Source organism: Neisseria sp. (genome assembly GCF_030530745.1).
GTDB lineage: Bacteria > Pseudomonadota > Gammaproteobacteria > Burkholderiales > Neisseriaceae > Neisseria.
On sequence record NZ_JAUMUI010000013.1, the window covers coordinates 41,994 to 60,946 of the forward strand.

An 18,953-nucleotide genomic window follows, 5' to 3' on the forward strand; every position below is an offset into this window, starting at 1 on the left:
TCCCGCCAAAGATTTTCAGGCCGTCTGAAGCCTGTAAACACAAGGAGAAAACATGAGCAACCAATACGATTTTGCCACCTCCGACCTGATCGACATTGCGCCCGACACCCCGTCGTGCGAAACCCAGTTGCGCCATTTCGGCCGCCGTTACCGCTTCTGCGGCAGAATCCGCACGGTAAAGTGCAGCCGCGACAACGGTTTGGTTAAAAAGCTGATGAACACCCATTCCGACGGCGAAGTGCTGGTGGTGGACGGCGGCGGCGATTTATACAGCGCGCTGATGGGCGACATGATTGCCGGTGCGGGAGCAGCCAACGGCTGGGCGGGGGCGGTGGTTTTCGGTGCCATACGCGACAGCGAAGCACTCAACACCCTCGATTTCGGCGTGAAAGCATTGGGCACCAACCCGCGCAAAAGCGGCAAGGAAGGCACGGGCGAAGTGGACGTGCCGGTCAGCTTCGGCGGCGTAACTTTCACGCCCGGACATTATCTATACAGTGATTCGGACGGCATTTTGGTGTCGGAACAACCGTTTCATCAGGAATAAAACATGCAGGTAACTTCAAAATGGATTGACGGGATGTGCTTTATCGGCACCACGGAGCACGGCCACAGCGTAGTGATGGAAGGCGCGGCGGCGGAAGGGGGCGTCAAACGCGGCCCCAGCCCGATGGAAATGCTGTTATTGGGCGTGGCGGGCTGTTCCAGCATCGACGTGGTGATGATTGCCGAAAAACAGCGCCAAAACATCACCGACTGCCAAGCCGCCGTTACCGCCAAACGGGCAGACGAAGCCCCGCGCGTATTCACCGAAATCCATATCCATTTCAAAGTGTCCGGCCGCAACCTCAAAGAGAGCGCGGTTGCCAAAGCCGTGGAGATGTCGGCCGAAAAATACTGCTCTGCCTCGATTATGCTGGGCAAGGCGGCTAAAGTAACGCACAGCTTCGAACTGATCGAGGTATAAAGATTCCGTCGGTTAAGGCCGTCTGAAAAACCGTTCGGACGGCCTTGAAACCTGCCTGTACCGACTCTGAAACAAAGAAACGCAGTATGACTGAAAACAGCAATAATACCAACAACATGTTTTACGCTCCCGCAGCTTCCGCTTCAATGGAAGAAAGGCACGATTCCGAGCTGTTCAGGGTATACGCCCGGATTCTCGACGGAATCACCGACCACCAGCTCCGCCCCGGCCGCAAACTGACCGAATCCGATCTGTGCCGGCAGATGGTGTGTTCGCGCGGTACAGTGCGCGGTGCCTTATCGTTGCTGGCACACGATAAAATCGTTGATTTGCAGCCGAACCGGGGCGCGTTCGTGCACGTTCCTGATGCCAAAGAAACCCAAGACGTATTTAAAATGCGCATCGCTTTAGAAGAAACCGTTATCAATATGCTGCTTGAGCAGCCCGATTTGGCCGAGCGTACCAAACCGCTGTATGCCTTGATAGAGCGGGAAGAAGCCGCCTTCGCACGTGGCGATCGTGTGGCTTGGAACCGCCTTTCCAACGCATTTCACGTGGAGTTGGCGCGCCTGCTTGATAATCAGGTTTTACTTGATATCGTCAACACCCTGTGTGCCCGTTCCTCACTGATTATCGCCGTTTTCGACGCCCCCAAAGACAGCCTGCGCCACACCTATTGCGAACACCGGGAAATCCTCGATCTGGTGGTAGCGGGCAAAGGCAACCGCGCCTGCAAAATGATGCGCAAACACTTGGGCCAATGCCAGGTGCGCCTGCTGCGCAAATTCGGTTTGGAAGAAGAATAAACCCTTATGCCTTGCCACACAGGCAAGCCGTTACGCCATCACTCTATTGAAGAGCCGCACAAATTTTGTAAATTTCAAAAAGAGCATGTTATCTGGGGGTGAAACGAGGCCGTCTGAAACGGTTTCAGATGGCTTGATTCCTTCAAAACCATATTTTCAAATGACTGACATACACCTTATCCGGCAGCTGGATTCACTGCTGCCGCAAACCCAATGCCGCGAATGCGGCTATCAGGGTTGTTTGCCCTATGCACGGGCGTTGGCCGAAGGAGGGGCTGAAATCAATCTGTGTGCGCCGGGCGGAGAGGCTGTTATGCTGGATATTGCCGGCCTGCTCGGCAGGCCGCCGCTCAAGCCCGCCAAAATCCAGGAAAAAGCACTGGCATGGATAGACGAAACCGCGTGCATAGGCTGCACGGCCTGCATCAGAGCCTGCCCGGTTGATGCCATTATGGGCGCGTCCAAACAGATGCACACGGTTATCCGCAACGAATGCACGGGATGCGGATTGTGTGTGGTACCGTGCCCGGTCGACTGCATCCATATGCAGCCGGTAAAGGCCGGTTTTCTGCCGCTGGCGCACGCAGGCGGACACGGCGGCAATCCGCGCCAAGCCGCAGCCGAATATGCCCGCGCCCGTTTTACCTGGCACGAAAAGCGCACGGCGAGAGACTTGCAGGAGAAAAAAGCCCGCTTGGCCGAACGGGAAGCCGCCGTTAAAGCCAAAGCGGCAGGGCAGGCCGCCACGACGCGGACGGCCGCTCCCTCGTTCAGTCCGGCCGACCTGATTGCACAGGCGATGGCGCGCGCCCAAGCACAGCAAACGCAACGGGTGGTGTCGGCCAACCGCGAAGTTTATCAGGCAAAGCAGTTGGAAGAGGCCAAAGAGCGCGCCGCCTACCGCCGCGCGCAGCGCGATTTGCAATACGGCACGGAAGAAGAGAAAGCGGCGGCATTGGTGTTTCTGCGGCAATATAAGGCCGAACAGGAGGCTAAAGCGGCCAAGCGCGATTAGGTTTGTCCGCCACTGCCAATCAACTTAAACCGCAGTATTGCCATATTCGGACTAAGCCCGAGTATGGCGTACGCTTTTCTTATAGTGATTTACAGTTGCCGGTTTTGAAAGATGCCGCACTATAACGATACAGGCCGTCTGAAAGTTTCAGACGGCCTGTTGCTGTTTGGAAAACCGGCTCGGTTAATGATGGTGTCCGTGCTCGCCGTGCACATGGCCATGGGCGATTTCTTCTTCGCTGGCATCGCGCACGCTGTCAACCGTGGCTTTGAAGCGGATTTTCATGCCGGCCAGCGGGTGGTTGCCGTCAACTACGGCTTTGCCGTCGGCCACATCGGTTACGCGGTAAACCCACACGTCGCCGGTTTCGGGGTCGTCGGCTTCGAACATCATGCCCACTTCCACTTCAACGGGAAACACATCTGCATCTTCGATACGCACCAATCCGGGGTCTTGCTCGCCGAAAGCATCGTCGGGCTGTAAAACAATATCTACCACATCACCTGTTTCTTTTCCATGCAGCGCTTCTTCCACCAGCGGAAAAATACCGTCGTAGCCGCCGTGAAGGTAGGTAATGGGTTGTTCGGTTTTGTCGAGCAGTTGGTCGTCGGCGTCAAACATCTCGTAATGCAGGGTAACAACAGAATTTTTTTGGATAGCCATGCTGAGGTCCTTGTTTGTTTGCTTTGAAAATTCGGTTTCTTCGATAAAACTTTGATGATTGTAACACATTAGCGGCTGTATTTTTGGTTTCAATTTGCAGGGAGAAATCAAGCCGGGTATACTAAAATTTATGCAAATGTTGTATTTTTGCTACTTGGTGCGGGCGTTGTGGCAAATAATTCGAAATAATTATAAAAATAGTTTTATTTGTTATCAAATTATTTAAATTTTTGAAATTTCAATGCAAACTTTAATTTCATTACAAAAATAAAGCAGAAATTTGCAATTTATATTGAACTTATTCCCGCTTTGATATGACTAAGCTACCATATTCATGATTAGCTGGGTTGTCGGCTGCATTGCATCGGCCGGAGAGGTCGGGCATAATGCCGCAGCAATTCAGTAATGAATTTCTTTCCCATATGAGGCCGGGTTCGCGCCTGTGCCGATTTTGTTTTAAATCGATTTAAAAGGTATTGAAAATGAAAAAATCTCTGTTAGCCGCTGCTCTGATGTCTTTGTTCCTGGCCGCCTGCGGTCAGCAAGCCGATGCTCCCGAAGCTGCCGCTTCTGCTGCCGACGAAGCTGCTTCTGCAGTTGATGCGGTTGCTTCTGAAGTTTCCGATGCTGCAACCGAAGCTGAATCTGCTGCTGCTTCTGCTGCCGACACTGCTGTTGACGCTGCTGCTTCTGCTACCGGTGCAGCTTCAGAAGCCCAATAAGCGTATTTTTGAAATATGCGGTAAAAAACAGGATACAATGTATCCTGTTTTTTGTTTTGGACAGCCCCTTATCTTTTCCGAAACCTTCTTAGAAAGGTTTTTCGTTTTTCAGACGGCCCGAATTATGAATCCGCAACATATCAAAACGGCATTGCTGCAATTTTTAAGTGCAGACGAAATCTTAGAAGACGCATCCGTCTGGCTGACCGATCAGCGCCGCCGCTATACAGGCACGGCCGATGCGGTGGTGCAGCCTAAAAGTGTGGCTGCGGTGCAGCAGTTGATGCGGTTTTGTTTTGAAAACCGGATAGCGGTAACGCCGCAGGGCGGCAACACGGGGTTGTGCGGAGCTGCCGTACCCGAGGGCGGGGTGTTGCTGAACCTTTCCAAACTCAACCGAATCCGCAGTATTAATTTGGCCGACAATGCCGTTACCGTGGATGCGGGTGTGGTGCTGCAAACGGTACAGGAAGCGGCGGCGGGGGCAGGGCGGCTGTTTCCGTTGAGTTTGGCCAGCGAAGGGTCGTGCCAAATCGGCGGCAATATCGCCTGCAATGCGGGCGGCTTGAATGTGTTGCGCTATGGAACTATGCGCGATTTGGTGTTGGGGTTGGAAGTGGTGTTACCAAACGGCGAATTGGTTTCGCACCTGCACCCGCTGCATAAAAACACCACCGGTTATGATTTGCGCCATCTGTTTATCGGCAGTGAAGGCACGTTGGGTGTGATAACGGGGGCGACGTTGAAACTGTTTGCGTTGCCGAAAACCGTTGAAACCGTGTGGGTGGGGGTGGATTCGATAGGGCGGGCGGTGGAACTGCTTACGCTGGTGCAGGGCTGCTTTGCCGAGCGTTTGTGCAGCTTCGAACTGGTCAGCCGTTTTGCGTTGTCGTTGTCGTCCGATTTCAGCCGTATCGGCCAACCGGTTGATGCGCCGTGGCATATTCTGCTGGAGTTGGCCGACTCGATGGAAAGCGGCGGCTTGGGTGAAGAGTTGGCGGAGTTTTTGCTGGCGCACGGTTTCGGCAATGCCGTGGCGGCGCAATCCGAAGCCGAACGCCAAGCCTTGTGGGCGTTGCGGGAAAATATTTCCGCATCGCAGCGCAATCTTGGCGCCAGTATCAAACACGATATTGCGGTGCCGATTGAGAAAGCGGCCGGGTTTGTGGCCGATTGTGAAACTGCGCTTCAAACGGCCTTTCCCGGCATCAATATCGTGGTGTTCGGCCATCTGGGCGACGGCAGCCTGCACTACAATACCTTCCTGCCTGGCGTGCTGGATAACGGTGTATATGAATATGAAGATGCGGTGAATGCCGTGGTGTATGAAAATGTGTTGGCCTGTAACGGAACGGTGGCGGCGGAGCACGGTATCGGCATGGTGAAGAAGCAATGGCTGCCGAGCGTGCGCAGTGCGGCGGAAATCGCCCTGATGCGGGCTGTGAAGGCCGAGCTTGATCCGCGCGGCATTATGAATCCGGGTAAATTGCTGCCGTAGTTTTGTTTCAGACGGCATGTGGTCTGCGAAAAAAAAACGGTCAGGCACCCTGAAATGCCCTGTCTGCCAAAATAACCCCATTGGTTTCTGCAAAAATCCGGGCCGTTTGAAAAACAAGCGGATGCAGTTTCTGCGGAGCTGAAACTTTTCAGACGGCCTGTTTGAATCCGCGCAAATTAATTATTTTACGCCTGTTTTTTGTGGCGGGGCAGTATTTTTACCGCCGTTTTTTCCTACTACATTTCGCTACCTGATTTATATCAATAAGTAATTTTATTTCAATAAAATTGCAGCGCACCTGTTTTGAATCAGTGCTATCCTGTGCCCGTTAAGTTTTACATAATCTGTTTCTTATATTTTTGAAAACAAGGAGTTAAAAATGGCTGCCACCACACAGGAGCGCCCCGCTGCATGGGCCGGCTTTAAAGCCGGCGAGTGGGAGAACAGTATTGACGTACGTGATTTTATTCAGAAAAACTACACGCCTTATGAAGGTAACGCCGACTTTTTAGCCCCCGCCACCGAAGCCACCGTCAAACTGTGGGCCGAAGTGATGGAAGGCATCAAAGTGGAAAACCGCACCCACGAGCCTTATAAAATCGACGCCCAAACGGTTTCCGGCATTACCAGCCACGGCCCAGGCTATATCGACAAAAATTTGGAAACCGTAGTCGGCCTGCAAACCGACGAACCGCTGAAACGCTCCATCATGCCGTTCGGCGGCCTGAAAATGGTGCAGGATTCGTGCAATATCTACCGTGTGGAGCTGAACCCCACCGTAACCGAAATCTTTACCAAATACCGTAAAACCCACAACCAGGGCGTGTTCGACGTTTATACCCCCGATATCCGCCGCTGCCGCAAATCAGGCGTGCTGACCGGCCTGCCCGACGCTTACGGCCGCGGCCGCATCATCGGCGACTACCGCCGCGTGGCGTTGTACGGTATCGACCGTTTGATGGCCGACAAAGTGGCGCAGTTCAACTCGCTGCAACCCGATTTGGAAGCCGGTAAAAACTTGGAAGAAGTTATCCGCCGCCGAGAAGAAATCAGTGAACAGCACAAAGCTTTGGGTCAAATGAAAGAAATGGCCGCCGGCTACGGCTTTGATATTTCCGGCCCCGCCAAAAACGCCCGCGAAGCCGTGCAGTGGACTTATTTTGCCTACTTGGCTGCCGTGAAATCACAAAACGGCGCCGCCATGTCGTTCGGCCGTGTGGCCACTTTCTTAGACATCTTCATCGAGCGCGATCTGCAAAACGGCACGTTAACCGAAACCGAAGCGCAAGAGCTGATCGATCATTTGGTGATGAAGCTGCGTATGGTGCGCTTTTTGCGCACCCCCGAATACGACCAACTGTTCTCAGGCGATCCGATCTGGGCTACCGAATCCATCGGAGGCATGGGCTTGGACGGCCGCACGCTGGTAACCAAAAACAGCTTCCGCTTCCTGCACACGCTCTATAACATGGGGCCTTCGCCCGAGCCGAACATCACCGTGTTGTGGTCCGAGCAGCTGCCCGACGGCTTCAAACATTTCTGCGCCAAAGTATCCATCGACACTTCGTCTATCCAATACGAAAATGATGATTTGATGCGCCCCGACTTCAACAGCGACGACTACGCCATTGCCTGCTGCGTCAGCCCGATGGTGGTCGGCAAACAAATGCAGTTCTTCGGCGCGCGTGCCAACTTGGCCAAAACCCTGCTGTATGCAATCAACGGCGGCGTGGACGAAAAATCGAAAGAACAGGTCGGCCCCAAATCCGAGCCGATTCTCGACGAAGTGCTGAATTTCGACACCGTGATGGCAAAAATGGACAGCTTTATGGATTGGCTGGCCACCCAATACGTTACCGCGTTGAATATCATCCACTATATGCACGACAAATATTCGTATGAAGCCGCGCTGATGGCCCTGCACGACCGCGACATCAAACGCACCATGGCCTGCGGTATCGCCGGTTTGTCGGTAGCCGCCGACTCGCTTTCCGCCATCAAATACGCGAAAGTGAAACCCGTGCGCGACGAAAACAATATTGCTGTTGATTTTGAAATCGAAGGCGAATACCCGCAGTTCGGCAATAACGACGACCGCGTTGACGACATCGCCTGCGATTTGGTGGAACGCTTCATGCGCAAAGTGGCCACCCACCCGATGTACCGCAACGCGATTCCGACCCAATCCGTGCTCACCATCACGTCCAATGTGGTTTACGGCAAAAAAACCGGCAACACCCCCGACGGCCGCCGCGCAGGCGCACCGTTCGGACCCGGCGCCAACCCCATGCACGGCCGCGATGTGAACGGTGCGGTGGCTTCGCTCAGCTCGGTAGCCAAACTGCCGTTCGAGTTCGCCAAAGACGGTATTTCCTATACCTTCTCGATTGTGCCGGGCGCATTGGGTAAAGACGAGCAGTCCCGCGAACGCAACCTGGCAGGCCTGATGGACGGTTATTTCCACCATGAGGCCGGCGAAACCGAAGGCGGCCAACACCTGAACGTGAACGTGCTCAACCGCGAAACCCTGATGGATGCGATGGAACACCCGGAAAAATATCCGCAGTTAACCATCCGCGTATCCGGTTACGCCGTGCGCTTCAACTCGCTGACCCGCGAGCAGCAGCAAGACGTGATTACCCGCACCTTTACGGCAAGCATGTAATCCGGTTCAGGGTTCGTTATCAAAATGCCGGGTTCGCAGCCCGGCATTTTTTCAGACGGCCTCACGGATGATGCAGGCCGTCTGAAACCTGTTTCAAAAACACCGTTTTATTTCATCGTCAAACCAACCCGTGTAAAACCAAAAAAGACAACCGTCATGCAAACCTACACCATCAAACCCGAAAACGAACACCACGAAGGCCGTCGCGGCTACCACGGCACCGCCGTCGTGCATTCCATCGAATCCTGCGGCACGGTCGACGGCCCCGGCCTGCGTTTCGTGCTGTTTCTGCAAGGCTGCCTGATGCGCTGCCTCTATTGCCACAACCGCGACACTTGGGATATGCACACCGACAAATCGCAAGAGCTTACCGTGGAGCAGGTGATGAAACAGGTGCTGTCATACCGCCACTACCTCAAAGCCACCGGAGGCGGCGTAACCGCAACCGGCGGCGAGCCGCTGCTGCAATACGAATTTCTGCGCGACTGGTTCACCGCCTGCCGCGAGCACGACATCCACACCTGTCTCGACACCAACGGCTACGCCTTGCATTACGACGAAATCCTCGACGACCTGCTCGACCACACCAATCTGGTGATGCTCGACCTGAAACAGATTGATCCCGAAATCCACAAAGTGCTGGTGGGCATTCCCAACACCAAAACCCTCAACTTCGCCCGCTATCTGGCCGAGCGCAACCAACCCGTGCGCGTGCGCTATGTGATCGTGCCCGGCTACACCGACGACGAACGTTCGGCCAACCTGCTCGGCGGATTTATCGGTGGTATGGAAAACGTGGAAACCGTGGAGCTTCTGCCGTATCACGAACTGGGCGCGCACAAATGGGAGCTGTGCGGCGACGAATACAAACTCAAGGGCGTACACCCGCCGCCCAAAGAAACCGTGTTAAAAATCAAAGAAATTTTAGAGGGTTACGGTAAAAATATTATTCTGTAGGCCGTTAACGCCTATCAGGCCGTCTGAAAGCAGGCAGACAGCATGGTTTTTTTTCAGACGGCCTCAAAGAATTTTGCAAAGCTCCCGGCCTGATGGTTTTGTGAAATCCGTTTCCATATGATTACCGTCATCTATTTATTACCGTCATACTCGGGCTTGACCCGGGTATCTTTATTTTCTTGATTTCCCTGCCAAAAGAGAATAACCGGGTATGGCGGAACACAAACTTTTGGCAACCCGGTAACTTTGGCATTTTGTAAAACCAACAGCCTGATGCCTGGGTAGAAAAAGTCGGCATCACCGCCGTTTTTCTTGACAAACCAAGCCGTTGCTAAGATAATCCGCCAATTCGTCTGCCGCCGTTTGAATACGGCGGGTAATTTTTCGGCAGCCTGTTGCTGCCGTGCCGTTAGGAGGTGGTGTTTACATCACGGCGCGTATCCCGCCCTGCCGTTTGGCAAAACTTGCGATACACACCTAACCTATTTTTAAGGCCGTCTGAAAACAAAGCGGCGGCCTGTAACCGATTTTGATTGAGGAATAAAAAATGCCTGCTGTCCGTGTAAAAGAAAACGAACCTTTCGAAGTTGCCATGCGCCGTTTCAAACGCGCTGTGGAAAAAACCGGCCTGCTCACCGAGCTGCGCGCCCGCGAAGCCTACGAAAAGCCGACCACCGAGCGCAAACGCAAAAAAGCCGCTGCCGTCAAACGCCTGCAAAAACGCCTGCGCAGCCAGCAACTGCCCCCGAAACTCTACTAAATCCGCCGCGCTTTCCGATGCGGCGAAAGCAATGCACACCGTAAGGCTTAGGCTTTGCGGTGTTTTTGGTTTTGTATGCCGTCTGAAAACTTGATTTTTTTACCGGACGGCACCATTAGAAGCCATACCGATTGTTTGATTTGACCGAACGACACTATGAACCTGAAAGCCCGACTTGCCGAAGACATGAAAACCGCCATGCGCGCCAAAGACAGCGTAACGCTTTCTACCGTGCGCCTGATTAATGCCGCCGTCAAACAGTTTGAAGTGGACGAACGCACGGAGGCAGACGATGCCAAAGTGGCGGCCATCATCACCAAAATGGTCAAACAGCGCAACGACAGCGCGAAAATCTACACCGATGCAGGCCGCAACGACCTGGCCGACAAAGAAAACGCCGAAACCGAAGTGCTCAAACGCTATCTGCCGCAGATGATGTCGGCAGAAGAAATCCGTACCGCCGTAGCGGCAGCCGTGGCCGAAACCGGCGCCGCCGGCATGGCCGATATGGGCAAAGCGATGGGCGTTTTGAAAACCCGCCTGGCCGGTAAAGCCGATATGGGCGAAGTGAATAAAGTGCTCAAAGCAATGTTGGCGGCCTGATTGCCAAACAGGGCCGTCTGAAACGGATTACGGCCTAACCCGTTGCCGTTTTTCAGACGGCCTCGAATAAAAAACCATGATACCCAGCGAATTTATAGACGAGCTGCTGGCCAAAGTCGATATCGTCGATATTATCGACGAGCATGTGCCGCTGAAAAAAGGCGGCGCCAACTATATGGCCTGCTGCCCGTTTCACAAAGAAAAATCGCCGTCGTTTTCGGTGAGCCCGCAGAAGCAGTTTTACCACTGCTTCGGTTGCGGCGCGCACGGCACGGCCATCGGTTTTATCATGGAGTATCAGGGGTTGGGCTTTACCGAGGCCGTGCAGTATCTGGCCGACCGCACGGGTTTGACCGTGCCGCGCACGCACGCCCGGCAGGACAACCCCGAACAGCGCGCCGAGCGCAAGAAAAAACAGCAAACGCTGGAAGAAACCACCGAAGCCGCCGCCGCTTTTTACAGAGGCCGTCTGAAACAGGATGCGCGCGCGCAGGAATACCTGCGCAAACGCGGCTTGAGCGCCGAAATCATCGAGCATTACGGCCTGGGCTATGCGCCCGACGGCTGGCAGCCGCTGGCGCAGGTGTTCCGGCCCTATCCCAACACCCCGCTGGTGGAAAGCGGCATGGTGGTGGAAAAAGACGGCAAACATTACGACCGCTTCCGCGACCGCATCATGTTTCCGATCCGCAACCCGCGCGGGCAGGTTATCGGCTTCGGCGCCCGCGTGCTCGACAAAGGCGAGCCGAAATACCTCAATTCGCCCGAAACGCCGCTGTTCGACAAAGGCCGCAACCTCTACGGCCTGCACGAAGGCCGCGCCGCCATCAAAGAAGCAGGGCGCATTCTGGTGGTGGAAGGCTATATGGACGTGGTGGCGCTGGCGCAGTTCGGCATCGGTTACGGTGTGGCCGCGCTCGGCACCGCCACCACCGCCGAGCACGTGAAAATCCTGATGCGGCAAACCGACAGCATTTATTTCTGCTTCGACGGCGACAGGGCAGGGCGCAAGGCCGCATGGCGCGCACTCGAAAATGCGCTGCCGCAGCTGAAAGACGGCAAAACGCTGCATTTTCTGTTTCTGCCCGAAGAGCACGATCCCGACAGCTATATCCGTGCCTACGGCAAAGCGCAGTTTGAAGACGTTCTGCTCAACCAAAGCAAGCCCTTGTCGGCCTATTTTTGGGAACACCTTTCAGACGGCCTCAATCTGAACACGCAAGAAGACAAGGCCGAGCTGGTGAAAACCAGCGCCCCGCTGCTCGCCCGGATTACCGCCCCCGCGTTATCCTTTCTGCTGAAACAGGAATTGGGCGGCAAAGTGGGCATCGATCCCGCCAATCTCGCCCGCCTGCTGGGGCAGGAAGCGCCCAAGCAGCACGTGAAGCAGAAAAATTACAAGCTGCCGCAGGAAACTTTCAGGCAGCCGCAGATGTCAACCCTAGTAGAGCGGCAGATACGCAGCCTCTTGATAAATCCCGCATGGGCTGCATATATAGAGCTGCCCGAATATCTGAACCTTAGCGGCGATTTCGCCTGCCTGGCCAACCTTGCCGAGCTTATCAACAGCCGCACGGAGCCGCCGGGCAGCGCACAGATTTTGGAACATATGCGCGGCACGCCTTACGAAGCCACCGTCAACCGCATTTTCCAAAACATGCAGTACGGTGCGGAAGAGCTGGAAAGCAGCAGCGAAGAAGATTGCGAAAGTTTCAAACTCGGCATGAAAAAACTGCTGAATGAGTTAAAATACGCCCAAATTGAAATGTTGAAACAAAAAAGCCGGCAGGGCGGTTTGAGCGAAAGCGAAAAAAAGCTGCTGCTGGCCTTATTGACGCCCGCAGCACATTGAAACCTTGAAACAGGCTTGCGAATACAATCCGCAGGCCGTCTGAAAACACATACATACCACTGCAACCGAGTCGTCTTGTACCTACCGCAGAACCCCATTTCCCATGTTTCAGACGGCCTTATTCCCGTTAAACCGTTTTAACCCGAGAATATTCTATGTCCAACGAAAACACCGGTGTCCGCGACGGCGGATACGAAGAACAAGACGACAACCGCCCGCTGACCCTCGAAGAGCAGCGGGCGCGGTTGCGCCAGCTCATCATCATGGGCAAAGAGCGCGGTTACATCACCTATTCCGAAATCAACGACGCGCTGCCCGACGATATGTCGGACGCCGAGCAAATCGACAACATCGTCAGCATGATTGCCGGGTTAGGTATCCAAGTAACCGAGCAGGCGCCCGATGCCGAAGAAATGCTGATGAGCGACAACACCGCAGCCATCACCGATGATGACGCCGTAGCCGAAGCCGAGGCGGCTCTGTCGAGCGTGGACAGCGAATTCGGCCGCACCACCGACCCCGTGCGCATGTATATGCGCGAAATGGGGCAGGTTGACCTGCTCACCCGCGAAGACGAAATCATTATCGCCAAAAAAATCGAAAATGCCCTCAAAAACATGGTGCAGGCAATTTCTGCCTGCCCCGGTTCGGTTGCCGAGATTCTCGAATTAATCAAGCGCATCCGCGAAGATGAAATCAAAGTCGACGAAGTGGTAGAAGCCATTATCGACCCCAACGAAGTGCTGTTGAACGAACTCGGTTTGGGGCATCTCGAAACCGCACCGGCCACCGCCTCCGCCGACACCGATGAGGGCGACGATGACGGTGATGAAAGCGACGACGATGAAGAAGACGAAGGCAGCGCAGAAGCCATTGCCGCTACCAACCTGGAAGAGCTGAAGCAGAAAGTGCTGGAACATTTTGAAAAAATCGAAGCCGATTACAATCAAATGATTGCCGCACTCTCCGAACACAACAGCCGCCATGCCGCTTATCTCGAACACCGTGACGCCATAGCCTCCAAGCTGCTCGAAGTGCGTTTTGCCACGCGCCAGATTGAAAGCCTGAGCAGCAGCCTGCGCGACCGTGTCGACAACATCCGCAGGCTTGAGCGCGAAATCCGCGACATCTGCCTGGAACGCGTGCACATGGACCGCGATTATTTTATCGCCCATTTCCTGCCCGATATTACCAACCTTGAATGGGTGGAAGCCGAAATCGCCAAAAGCAATGTGTGGAGCAGCGCGCTCGACCGCTTCCGCCATGCCATCATCGAGAAGCAGGCCGAGCTGGCAAATATGGAAACCCAAACTCAGATTTCCATTGAAGAGCTGAAAGAAATCAACAAAAACATGGTGGTCAGCGAAAAAGAAACCGCCGCAGCCAAGCAGGAAATGATTCAGGCCAACCTGCGCCTGGTGATTTCGATTGCAAAAAAATACACCAACCGCGGTTTGCAGTTTCTCGATTTGATTCAGGAAGGCAATATCGGCCTGATGAAGGCGGTGGATAAATTCGAATACCGGCGCGGCTACAAGTTTTCAACCTACGCCACCTGGTGGATACGCCAGGCGATTACCCGTTCGATTGCCGACCAGGCGCGCACCATCCGCATTCCGGTGCACATGATCGAAACCATCAACAAAATGAACCGTATCTCGCGCCAATACCTGCAGGAAACCGGTGAAGAGCCCGATTCTGCCAAACTGGCCGAGCTGATGGAAATGCCGGAAGAAAAAATCCGCAAAATCATGAAAATCGCCAAAGAGCCGATTTCGATGGAAACCCCCATCGGCGACGACGACGATTCGCATCTGGGCGATTTTATCGAAGATATAAACAACATCGCCCCCGCCGAGGCCGCCATGTATTCGAGCCTGCACGAAGTAACCAAAGAAGTGCTTGAAAGCCTCACCCCGCGCGAGGCAAAAGTGCTGAGAATGCGTTTCGGCATCGATATGAACACCGACCACACGCTTGAAGAAGTGGGCAAACAGTTCGACGTTACCCGCGAACGTATCCGCCAAATTGAAGCCAAAGCCCTGCGCAAGCTGCGCCACCCCACCCGCAGCGACCGCCTGCGCAGCTTCTTGGACAGCGAAGAAAACAAGCAGTAGGTAAACACAAATAAGGTTGTTTGGTATGGAAAGGCCGTCTGAAAATACAATTTTCAGACGGCCTTTCCGGCTGTGCATGAAACGTTCCGGAAGGGCAGGATATCGTCATCGTACCGTCCGGAACGCGGGGGACAGACAGAATCAGCGTTTGCCTTTCTGCTGGCATCCGCTGCATACGCCGTACATATATAAAGCGTGATCCACCACTTTATAGCCGTTTTCTTCGGCAATCCTGTCTTGCAGCTGTTCGATTTCTTCATTGTGGAACTCGGTTACTTTACCGCATTTTACGCACACGATATGGTCGTGGTGGCCGCCTTGGTTCAGTTCGTAAACCGCCTTGCCGGTTTCAAAATGGTGGCGCAGCAGGATGCCGGCCTGTTCGAACTGGGTCAGCACGCGGTAGATGGTGGCCACGCCGATTTCGATGCCTTCGTCGAGCAGGATGCGGTAAACATCTTCGGCGCTCAGGTGCTCTTCGGCATGGGTTTCGAACAAATCCAGGATTTTCAGGCGCGGGCCGGTTACTTTCAGGCCGTTGTCTTTCAACTGGGCGATATTGCTGAAATTATTTTCCATAATCCTCTCATACCCTTGTGGTTCAATTGCCGTTATAATACGCATTTTTAGCGGCTTTGCCCACTATTTGATAATAAAGGTTTTTAATGGCCTGAACCTTTCAGGCATATTGATAACTAACTATATCCGGGCCGGAAACGGCTTTTTGATGAAAGGTAAACCAGTGAATAAAACCTTGTGCTTGGCCATTGCCGCCCTGTTGGGGCTGGCCGGCTGCTCTTCCGAGCGCGTATCGCATTTTCCCTCTTACAAACTGAAAGTGGTGCAGGGCAACGAATTGGATGCCCGTGCCGTGGTGTCGCTGCAACCGGGCATGAGCCGCGAGCAGGTGCAGCTGCTGCTGGGCACGCCGCTGCTGCGCGATCCGTTTCATGCCGACCGTTGGGACTATACGTTCAACATCGCCCGTAACGGTGTGATTTCCGATCAGCGCACGCTGACCCTCTATTTCAATAACGACCAACTGGTGCGCGCCGAAGGCAATGCCATCGAACACGCCGTGCAGCAGCTTCGGGCCGAGCAGGCCGCCGCCCCGCGCCCCGTTCAGCAGCCGCAGCAACCCCGGCAGCCGCAACCCGCTTTCCAACCCGATCCGCAATAACTTCAGGATAAAGACATGACCGCATTAAGAATCGCCATCGCCGGTGCCGACGGACGCATGGGGCGCGTATTGGTGGAAGCCGTCAGCCGCCACCCCGATGCCGTATTGAGCGGCGCACTTGAGCACGCCGGTTCAGGCGCATTGGGTTTGGATGCCGGCTATGCCGTCGGCCTCAAAACCGGTGTGGCCATCAGCAGCGATACCGATGCCGTGCTGGCCGCCAGCGACGTATTGATCGACTTCACCCGCCCCGAACCTACGTTGGCCTATTTGGCACAATGCGTCCAGGCCGGTGTGAAAATGGTGATCGGCACCACAGGCTTCGACGAAGCAGGCAAGGCCGCCATTCAAGCGGCTGCCGAAAAAACCGCCGTCGTGTCCGCCGCCAATTACAGCGTGGGCGTCAACCTCACTTTCCATATTCTCGATACCGTCGCCCGCGTGCTCAACGAAGGCTACGATATCGAAATCATCGAAGCGCACCACCGTCATAAAGTCGACGCCCCCAGCGGCACGGCCCTGCGTATGGGCGAAGTGATTGCCGGCGCGCTCGGCCGCGATTTGAAACAATGCGCCGTTTACGGCCGCGAAGGGCACACCGGCGGGCGCGATCCGCAAACCATCGGTTTCGCCACCGTACGCGGCGGCGACATCGTCGGCGACCACACAGCCTTGTTTGCTGCCGACGGCGAGCGCGTGGAAATCACCCACAAAGCTTCCAGCCGCATGACTTTCGCCTCCGGTGCCGTGCGCGCTGCCGTGTGGCTGCGCAGCCGCCAAAACGGCCTGTTTGATATGCAGGATGTTTTGGGGTTGAAAAATCAGTAGCTTGCTCTTTGTGATTGTATTGAGTGAATATCAGGCCGTCTGAAAATATTTTTTCAGACGGCCTAAACAACTTGCGAAGGCCTCTGACCGATATTTTGCAAAGATCCGTTTTAATCCTGAATTTATTTATGTTTCGTCATATCCGGGCTTGGCCCGGGTATCTGTTACTTCTTCCAAAACAACGAGATGCCCGGGTCAAGCCCGGGCATGACGCAGATTTTTAAGATGACGGAATAACCGGCAAAGCCCCATGCCTTCAAACACAAACCGGTGATAAAAACTTTCAGACGGCCTGTCATGCTTTACAAGGCCGTCTGAAGTTTTTTAACGGTTGTGTTCCGTTATCTGCGGTAGGGCAGGGTTAACGCTCTTCCATCGGCACAAACGGCAGGTCGTCGGGGCCGGTGTAGTTGGCGCCGGGGCGGATGATTTTGCCGTCTTGGCGTTGTTCCAAAACATGCGCGCTCCAGCCGGTGGTGCGTGAAATCACGAACAGCGGGGTAAACATGGCGGTGGGCACGCCGAGTTTTTGGTAGGAAACGGCAGAGAACCAGTCGAGGTTGGGGAACATTTTTTTCTCGTTCCACATCAGGCTTTCCAAACGCTCGGCAATGTCAAAGAGGCGCATATCGCCGGTTTCGGCGCTCAGTTTGCGCGCCACTTCTTTAATCACCACGTTGCGCGGGTCGGATACGGTGTAAACGGGGTGGCCGAAACCGATAACGATTTCTTTGCGGCCGATGCGTTCGCGGATGTCGGCCTCGGCTTCGTCGGCATTACGGTAGCGTTTCTGAATATCGTAAGCCACTTCGTTGGCACCGCCGTGTTTGGGGCCTTTAAGTGCGCCGATGGAGCCGGTGATGCACGAGTAAATATCGGAGCCTGTGCCGGCAATCACGCGCGAGGTGAAAGTGGAGGCGTTGAATTCGTGTTCTGCATAGAGAATCAGCGAAACATGCATGGCTTTAACATGAGATTTGCCGGGGCGTCTGCCGTGCAGCAGGTGCAGGAAATGGCCGCCGATGCTGTCTTCTTTGCTTTCTACTTTGATGCGTTTGCCGTTGTGTGAAAACTGATACCAATAAAGCAGCATGCTGCCCAAGCAGGCGATGAGCTTGTCGGCAATATCGCGCGCTTCGCTTTCGGGTTGGCTTTCGCGTTCGGGGTGTACGCAGCCGAGCATGGATACGCCGGTGCGTAAAACGTCCATCGGGTGGGTGTGCGCGGGCAGGCTTTCGAGCACTTGGATTACACGAATCGGCAGGCCGCGCAGGGACTGCAGTTTTTTCTTATAGGCGGCCAGCTCGAATTTGTTGGGCAGACGGCCGTGAATCAAAAGGTGGGCGACTTCTTCGAATTCGCAGTGTTCGGCCAGATCGAGAATGTCGTAACCGCGGTAGCTCAAGTCGTTACCGCTGCGGCCTACGGTGCACAGTGCGGTGTTGCCTGCGGCCACGCCTGAAAGGGCTACGGATTTTTTGGGTTTGAAAATCGGGGTTTCGGTAGTCATTCGGATTCTCCTTTGTTGTGGATTTGGTGTTGTTTTTCAGACGGCCTGTAATGAAAACGAGGCCGTCTGAAAGGTTTTGGCAAACGGTTGTTGTTATTTGCTGAACAGGGCGTCCAATTTCTGCTCGAAATCGTGGTAGTTCAGATGTTCGTAGAGTTCGGCGCGGGTTTGCATGGTATCGACCACGTTGGCCTGTGTGCCGTCGCGCATAATCGCTTCGTAAACGTTCAGTGCGGCTTTGCTGGCAGCGCGGAAAGTGGAGAGCGGGTAGAGCACGAGTTTCACGCCGTTTTCGGCCAGCTCCTGCCGGGTGTAGAGCGGGGTGGCGCCGAATTCGGTGATGTTGGCGAGCACCGGCACTTTCATGGCTCCGGCGAATTTTTTATACATGCCCAACTCGGTTACGGCTTCGGGGAAAATCATATCCGCACCCGCTTCCACGCAGGCTTGGGCGCGTTCGACGGCGGCATCCAAACCTTCCACCGCCAGTGCGTCGGTGCGTGCCATAATCACGAAGTTTTCGTCCACGCGGGCATCTGCGGCGGCTTTGATGCGGTCAACCATTTCGCTTTGTGGCACGATGGCTTTGTTGGGGCGGTGGCCGCAGCGTTTCTGCGCCACTTGGTCTTCGATATGCACGGCGGCCACGCCTGCGCGCTCGAAGTTGCGGATGGTGCGGGCGATGTTGAAAGCGCCGCCCCAGCCTACGTCGATGTCTACCAATAACGGCGTATCAACGTTGTCGGTGATGCGGCGCGCGTCGATCAGCACGTCTTCCATGGTGGTGATGCCCAAATCGGGAATGCCGCA

At 54.7% G+C, this 18,953-nt stretch carries 18 protein-coding genes; 14 read left to right on the plus strand and 4 right to left on the minus strand.

Translation table 11 applies throughout. The annotated features are described in order from the left end of the window. The first annotated feature begins 52 nt into the window (after positions 1 to 52). From rraA to Q3970_RS06495, 4 genes are all read left to right on the plus strand, one after another. On the plus strand, positions 53 to 547 hold the full coding sequence (gene rraA / locus Q3970_RS06480) for a ribonuclease E activity regulator RraA (protein WP_303099778.1): 495 nt from the start codon (positions 53 to 55) through the stop codon (positions 545 to 547). A gap of 3 nt (positions 548 to 550) precedes the next feature. Then, positions 551 to 967, plus strand: coding sequence for an OsmC family protein (locus Q3970_RS06485; RefSeq protein ID WP_303099779.1), 417 nt, complete (start codon positions 551 to 553; stop codon positions 965 to 967). An 86-nt stretch (positions 968 to 1,053) separates the two neighbouring features. Next, positions 1,054 to 1,773 (plus strand): GntR family transcriptional regulator, encoded by a 720-nt coding sequence (locus Q3970_RS06490; RefSeq protein WP_303099780.1) that lies wholly within the window; start codon positions 1,054 to 1,056, stop codon positions 1,771 to 1,773. 160 nt (positions 1,774 to 1,933) lie between these two features. Beyond that, entirely contained in the window at positions 1,934 to 2,788 is an 855-nt protein-coding gene (locus Q3970_RS06495; RefSeq protein ID WP_303099781.1) for an RnfABCDGE type electron transport complex subunit B, read from the plus strand. 183 nt (positions 2,789 to 2,971) lie between these two features. Here Q3970_RS06495 and Q3970_RS06500 read toward each other — a convergent pair whose 3' ends face one another. Beyond that, positions 2,972 to 3,451: a peptidylprolyl isomerase gene (locus Q3970_RS06500; protein WP_303099782.1), complete on the minus strand. Its 480-nt coding sequence runs from the start codon at positions 3,449 to 3,451 to the stop codon at positions 2,972 to 2,974. A gap of 482 nt (positions 3,452 to 3,933) precedes the next feature. Between Q3970_RS06500 and Q3970_RS06505 the strand changes: the two genes are divergently transcribed. From Q3970_RS06505 to rpoD, 8 genes are all read left to right on the plus strand, one after another. After that, positions 3,934 to 4,173 (plus strand): hypothetical protein, encoded by a 240-nt coding sequence (locus tag Q3970_RS06505; RefSeq protein WP_303099783.1) that lies wholly within the window; start codon positions 3,934 to 3,936, stop codon positions 4,171 to 4,173. Between the two features lie 124 nt (positions 4,174 to 4,297). Further along, positions 4,298 to 5,671 carry an FAD-binding oxidoreductase gene (locus tag Q3970_RS06510; RefSeq protein ID WP_303099784.1) on the plus strand — a complete coding sequence of 458 codons (1,374 nt, stop codon included), beginning with the start codon at positions 4,298 to 4,300 and terminating at the stop codon, positions 5,669 to 5,671. A gap of 379 nt (positions 5,672 to 6,050) precedes the next feature. Continuing rightward, entirely contained in the window at positions 6,051 to 8,336 is a 2,286-nt protein-coding gene (gene pflB / locus Q3970_RS06515; protein ID WP_303099785.1) for a formate C-acetyltransferase, read from the plus strand. Between the two features lie 156 nt (positions 8,337 to 8,492). Beyond that, the gene (gene pflA / locus Q3970_RS06520) at positions 8,493 to 9,293 is read left to right on the plus strand and encodes a pyruvate formate lyase 1-activating protein (RefSeq protein WP_303099786.1); all 801 of its coding nucleotides are present in this window, start codon (positions 8,493 to 8,495) and stop codon (positions 9,291 to 9,293) included. 547 nt (positions 9,294 to 9,840) lie between these two features. Beyond that, a complete protein-coding gene (gene rpsU / locus Q3970_RS06525) occupies positions 9,841 to 10,053 on the plus strand; it encodes a 30S ribosomal protein S21 (protein WP_303099787.1) in 213 nt (70 codons plus the stop codon). A gap of 156 nt (positions 10,054 to 10,209) precedes the next feature. Further along, positions 10,210 to 10,656, plus strand: a complete 447-nt coding sequence (locus Q3970_RS06530; protein ID WP_303099788.1) for a GatB/YqeY domain-containing protein — start codon at positions 10,210 to 10,212, stop codon at positions 10,654 to 10,656. Between the two features lie 76 nt (positions 10,657 to 10,732). After that, positions 10,733 to 12,508, plus strand: a complete 1,776-nt coding sequence (dnaG, locus tag Q3970_RS06535) for a DNA primase (protein WP_303099789.1) — start codon at positions 10,733 to 10,735, stop codon at positions 12,506 to 12,508. Positions 12,509 to 12,663: 155 nt separating this feature from the next. Next, positions 12,664 to 14,625, plus strand: a complete 1,962-nt coding sequence (gene rpoD / locus Q3970_RS06540; protein ID WP_303099790.1) for an RNA polymerase sigma factor RpoD — start codon at positions 12,664 to 12,666, stop codon at positions 14,623 to 14,625. A gap of 141 nt (positions 14,626 to 14,766) precedes the next feature. On the opposite strand, the gene fur is transcribed toward rpoD, so the two are convergent. Beyond that, positions 14,767 to 15,204, minus strand: coding sequence for a ferric iron uptake transcriptional regulator (gene fur, locus Q3970_RS06545; RefSeq protein WP_303099791.1), 438 nt, complete (start codon positions 15,202 to 15,204; stop codon positions 14,767 to 14,769). 163 nt (positions 15,205 to 15,367) lie between these two features. Between fur and Q3970_RS06550 the strand changes: the two genes are divergently transcribed. Together Q3970_RS06550 and dapB are read left to right on the plus strand one after the other, a co-directional pair. Then, positions 15,368 to 15,805, plus strand: a complete 438-nt coding sequence (locus tag Q3970_RS06550; protein WP_303099795.1) for an outer membrane protein assembly factor BamE — start codon at positions 15,368 to 15,370, stop codon at positions 15,803 to 15,805. Between the two features lie 15 nt (positions 15,806 to 15,820). Continuing rightward, complete coding sequence (dapB, locus tag Q3970_RS06555; RefSeq protein ID WP_303099792.1) at positions 15,821 to 16,633, plus strand: 4-hydroxy-tetrahydrodipicolinate reductase; 813 nt, start codon at positions 15,821 to 15,823, stop codon at positions 16,631 to 16,633. A 361-nt stretch (positions 16,634 to 16,994) separates the two neighbouring features. Here dapB and prpC read toward each other — a convergent pair whose 3' ends face one another. After that, positions 16,995 to 18,149, minus strand: a complete 1,155-nt coding sequence (gene prpC / locus Q3970_RS06560) for a 2-methylcitrate synthase (protein ID WP_303099796.1) — start codon at positions 18,147 to 18,149, stop codon at positions 16,995 to 16,997. An 87-nt stretch (positions 18,150 to 18,236) separates the two neighbouring features. Then, positions 18,237 to 18,953: methylisocitrate lyase (gene prpB / locus Q3970_RS06565; protein ID WP_303099793.1), on the minus strand; the 717-nt coding region annotated here is incomplete at its 5' end.

Coding starts and splice junctions, on each gene's coding strand:
- pflA (WP_303099786.1), top strand. CDS start 8,493: ATGCAAACCTACACCATCAAACCCGAAAACGAACACCACGAAGGCCGT.
- rpsU (WP_303099787.1), top strand. CDS start 9,841: ATGCCTGCTGTCCGTGTAAAAGAAAACGAACCTTTCGAAGTTGCCATG.
- dnaG (WP_303099789.1), top strand. CDS start 10,733: ATGATACCCAGCGAATTTATAGACGAGCTGCTGGCCAAAGTCGATATC.
- rpoD (WP_303099790.1), top strand. CDS start 12,664: ATGTCCAACGAAAACACCGGTGTCCGCGACGGCGGATACGAAGAACAA.
- rraA (WP_303099778.1), top strand. CDS start 53: ATGAGCAACCAATACGATTTTGCCACCTCCGACCTGATCGACATTGCG.
- fur (WP_303099791.1), bottom strand. CDS start 15,204: ATGGAAAATAATTTCAGCAATATCGCCCAGTTGAAAGACAACGGCCTG.
- Q3970_RS06505 (WP_303099783.1), top strand. CDS start 3,934: ATGAAAAAATCTCTGTTAGCCGCTGCTCTGATGTCTTTGTTCCTGGCC.
- Q3970_RS06500 (WP_303099782.1), bottom strand. CDS start 3,451: ATGGCTATCCAAAAAAATTCTGTTGTTACCCTGCATTACGAGATGTTT.
- pflB (WP_303099785.1), top strand. CDS start 6,051: ATGGCTGCCACCACACAGGAGCGCCCCGCTGCATGGGCCGGCTTTAAA.
- Q3970_RS06510 (WP_303099784.1), top strand. CDS start 4,298: ATGAATCCGCAACATATCAAAACGGCATTGCTGCAATTTTTAAGTGCA.
- Q3970_RS06495 (WP_303099781.1), top strand. CDS start 1,934: ATGACTGACATACACCTTATCCGGCAGCTGGATTCACTGCTGCCGCAA.
- Q3970_RS06530 (WP_303099788.1), top strand. CDS start 10,210: ATGAACCTGAAAGCCCGACTTGCCGAAGACATGAAAACCGCCATGCGC.
- Q3970_RS06490 (WP_303099780.1), top strand. CDS start 1,054: ATGACTGAAAACAGCAATAATACCAACAACATGTTTTACGCTCCCGCA.
- Q3970_RS06485 (WP_303099779.1), top strand. CDS start 551: ATGCAGGTAACTTCAAAATGGATTGACGGGATGTGCTTTATCGGCACC.
- dapB (WP_303099792.1), top strand. CDS start 15,821: ATGACCGCATTAAGAATCGCCATCGCCGGTGCCGACGGACGCATGGGG.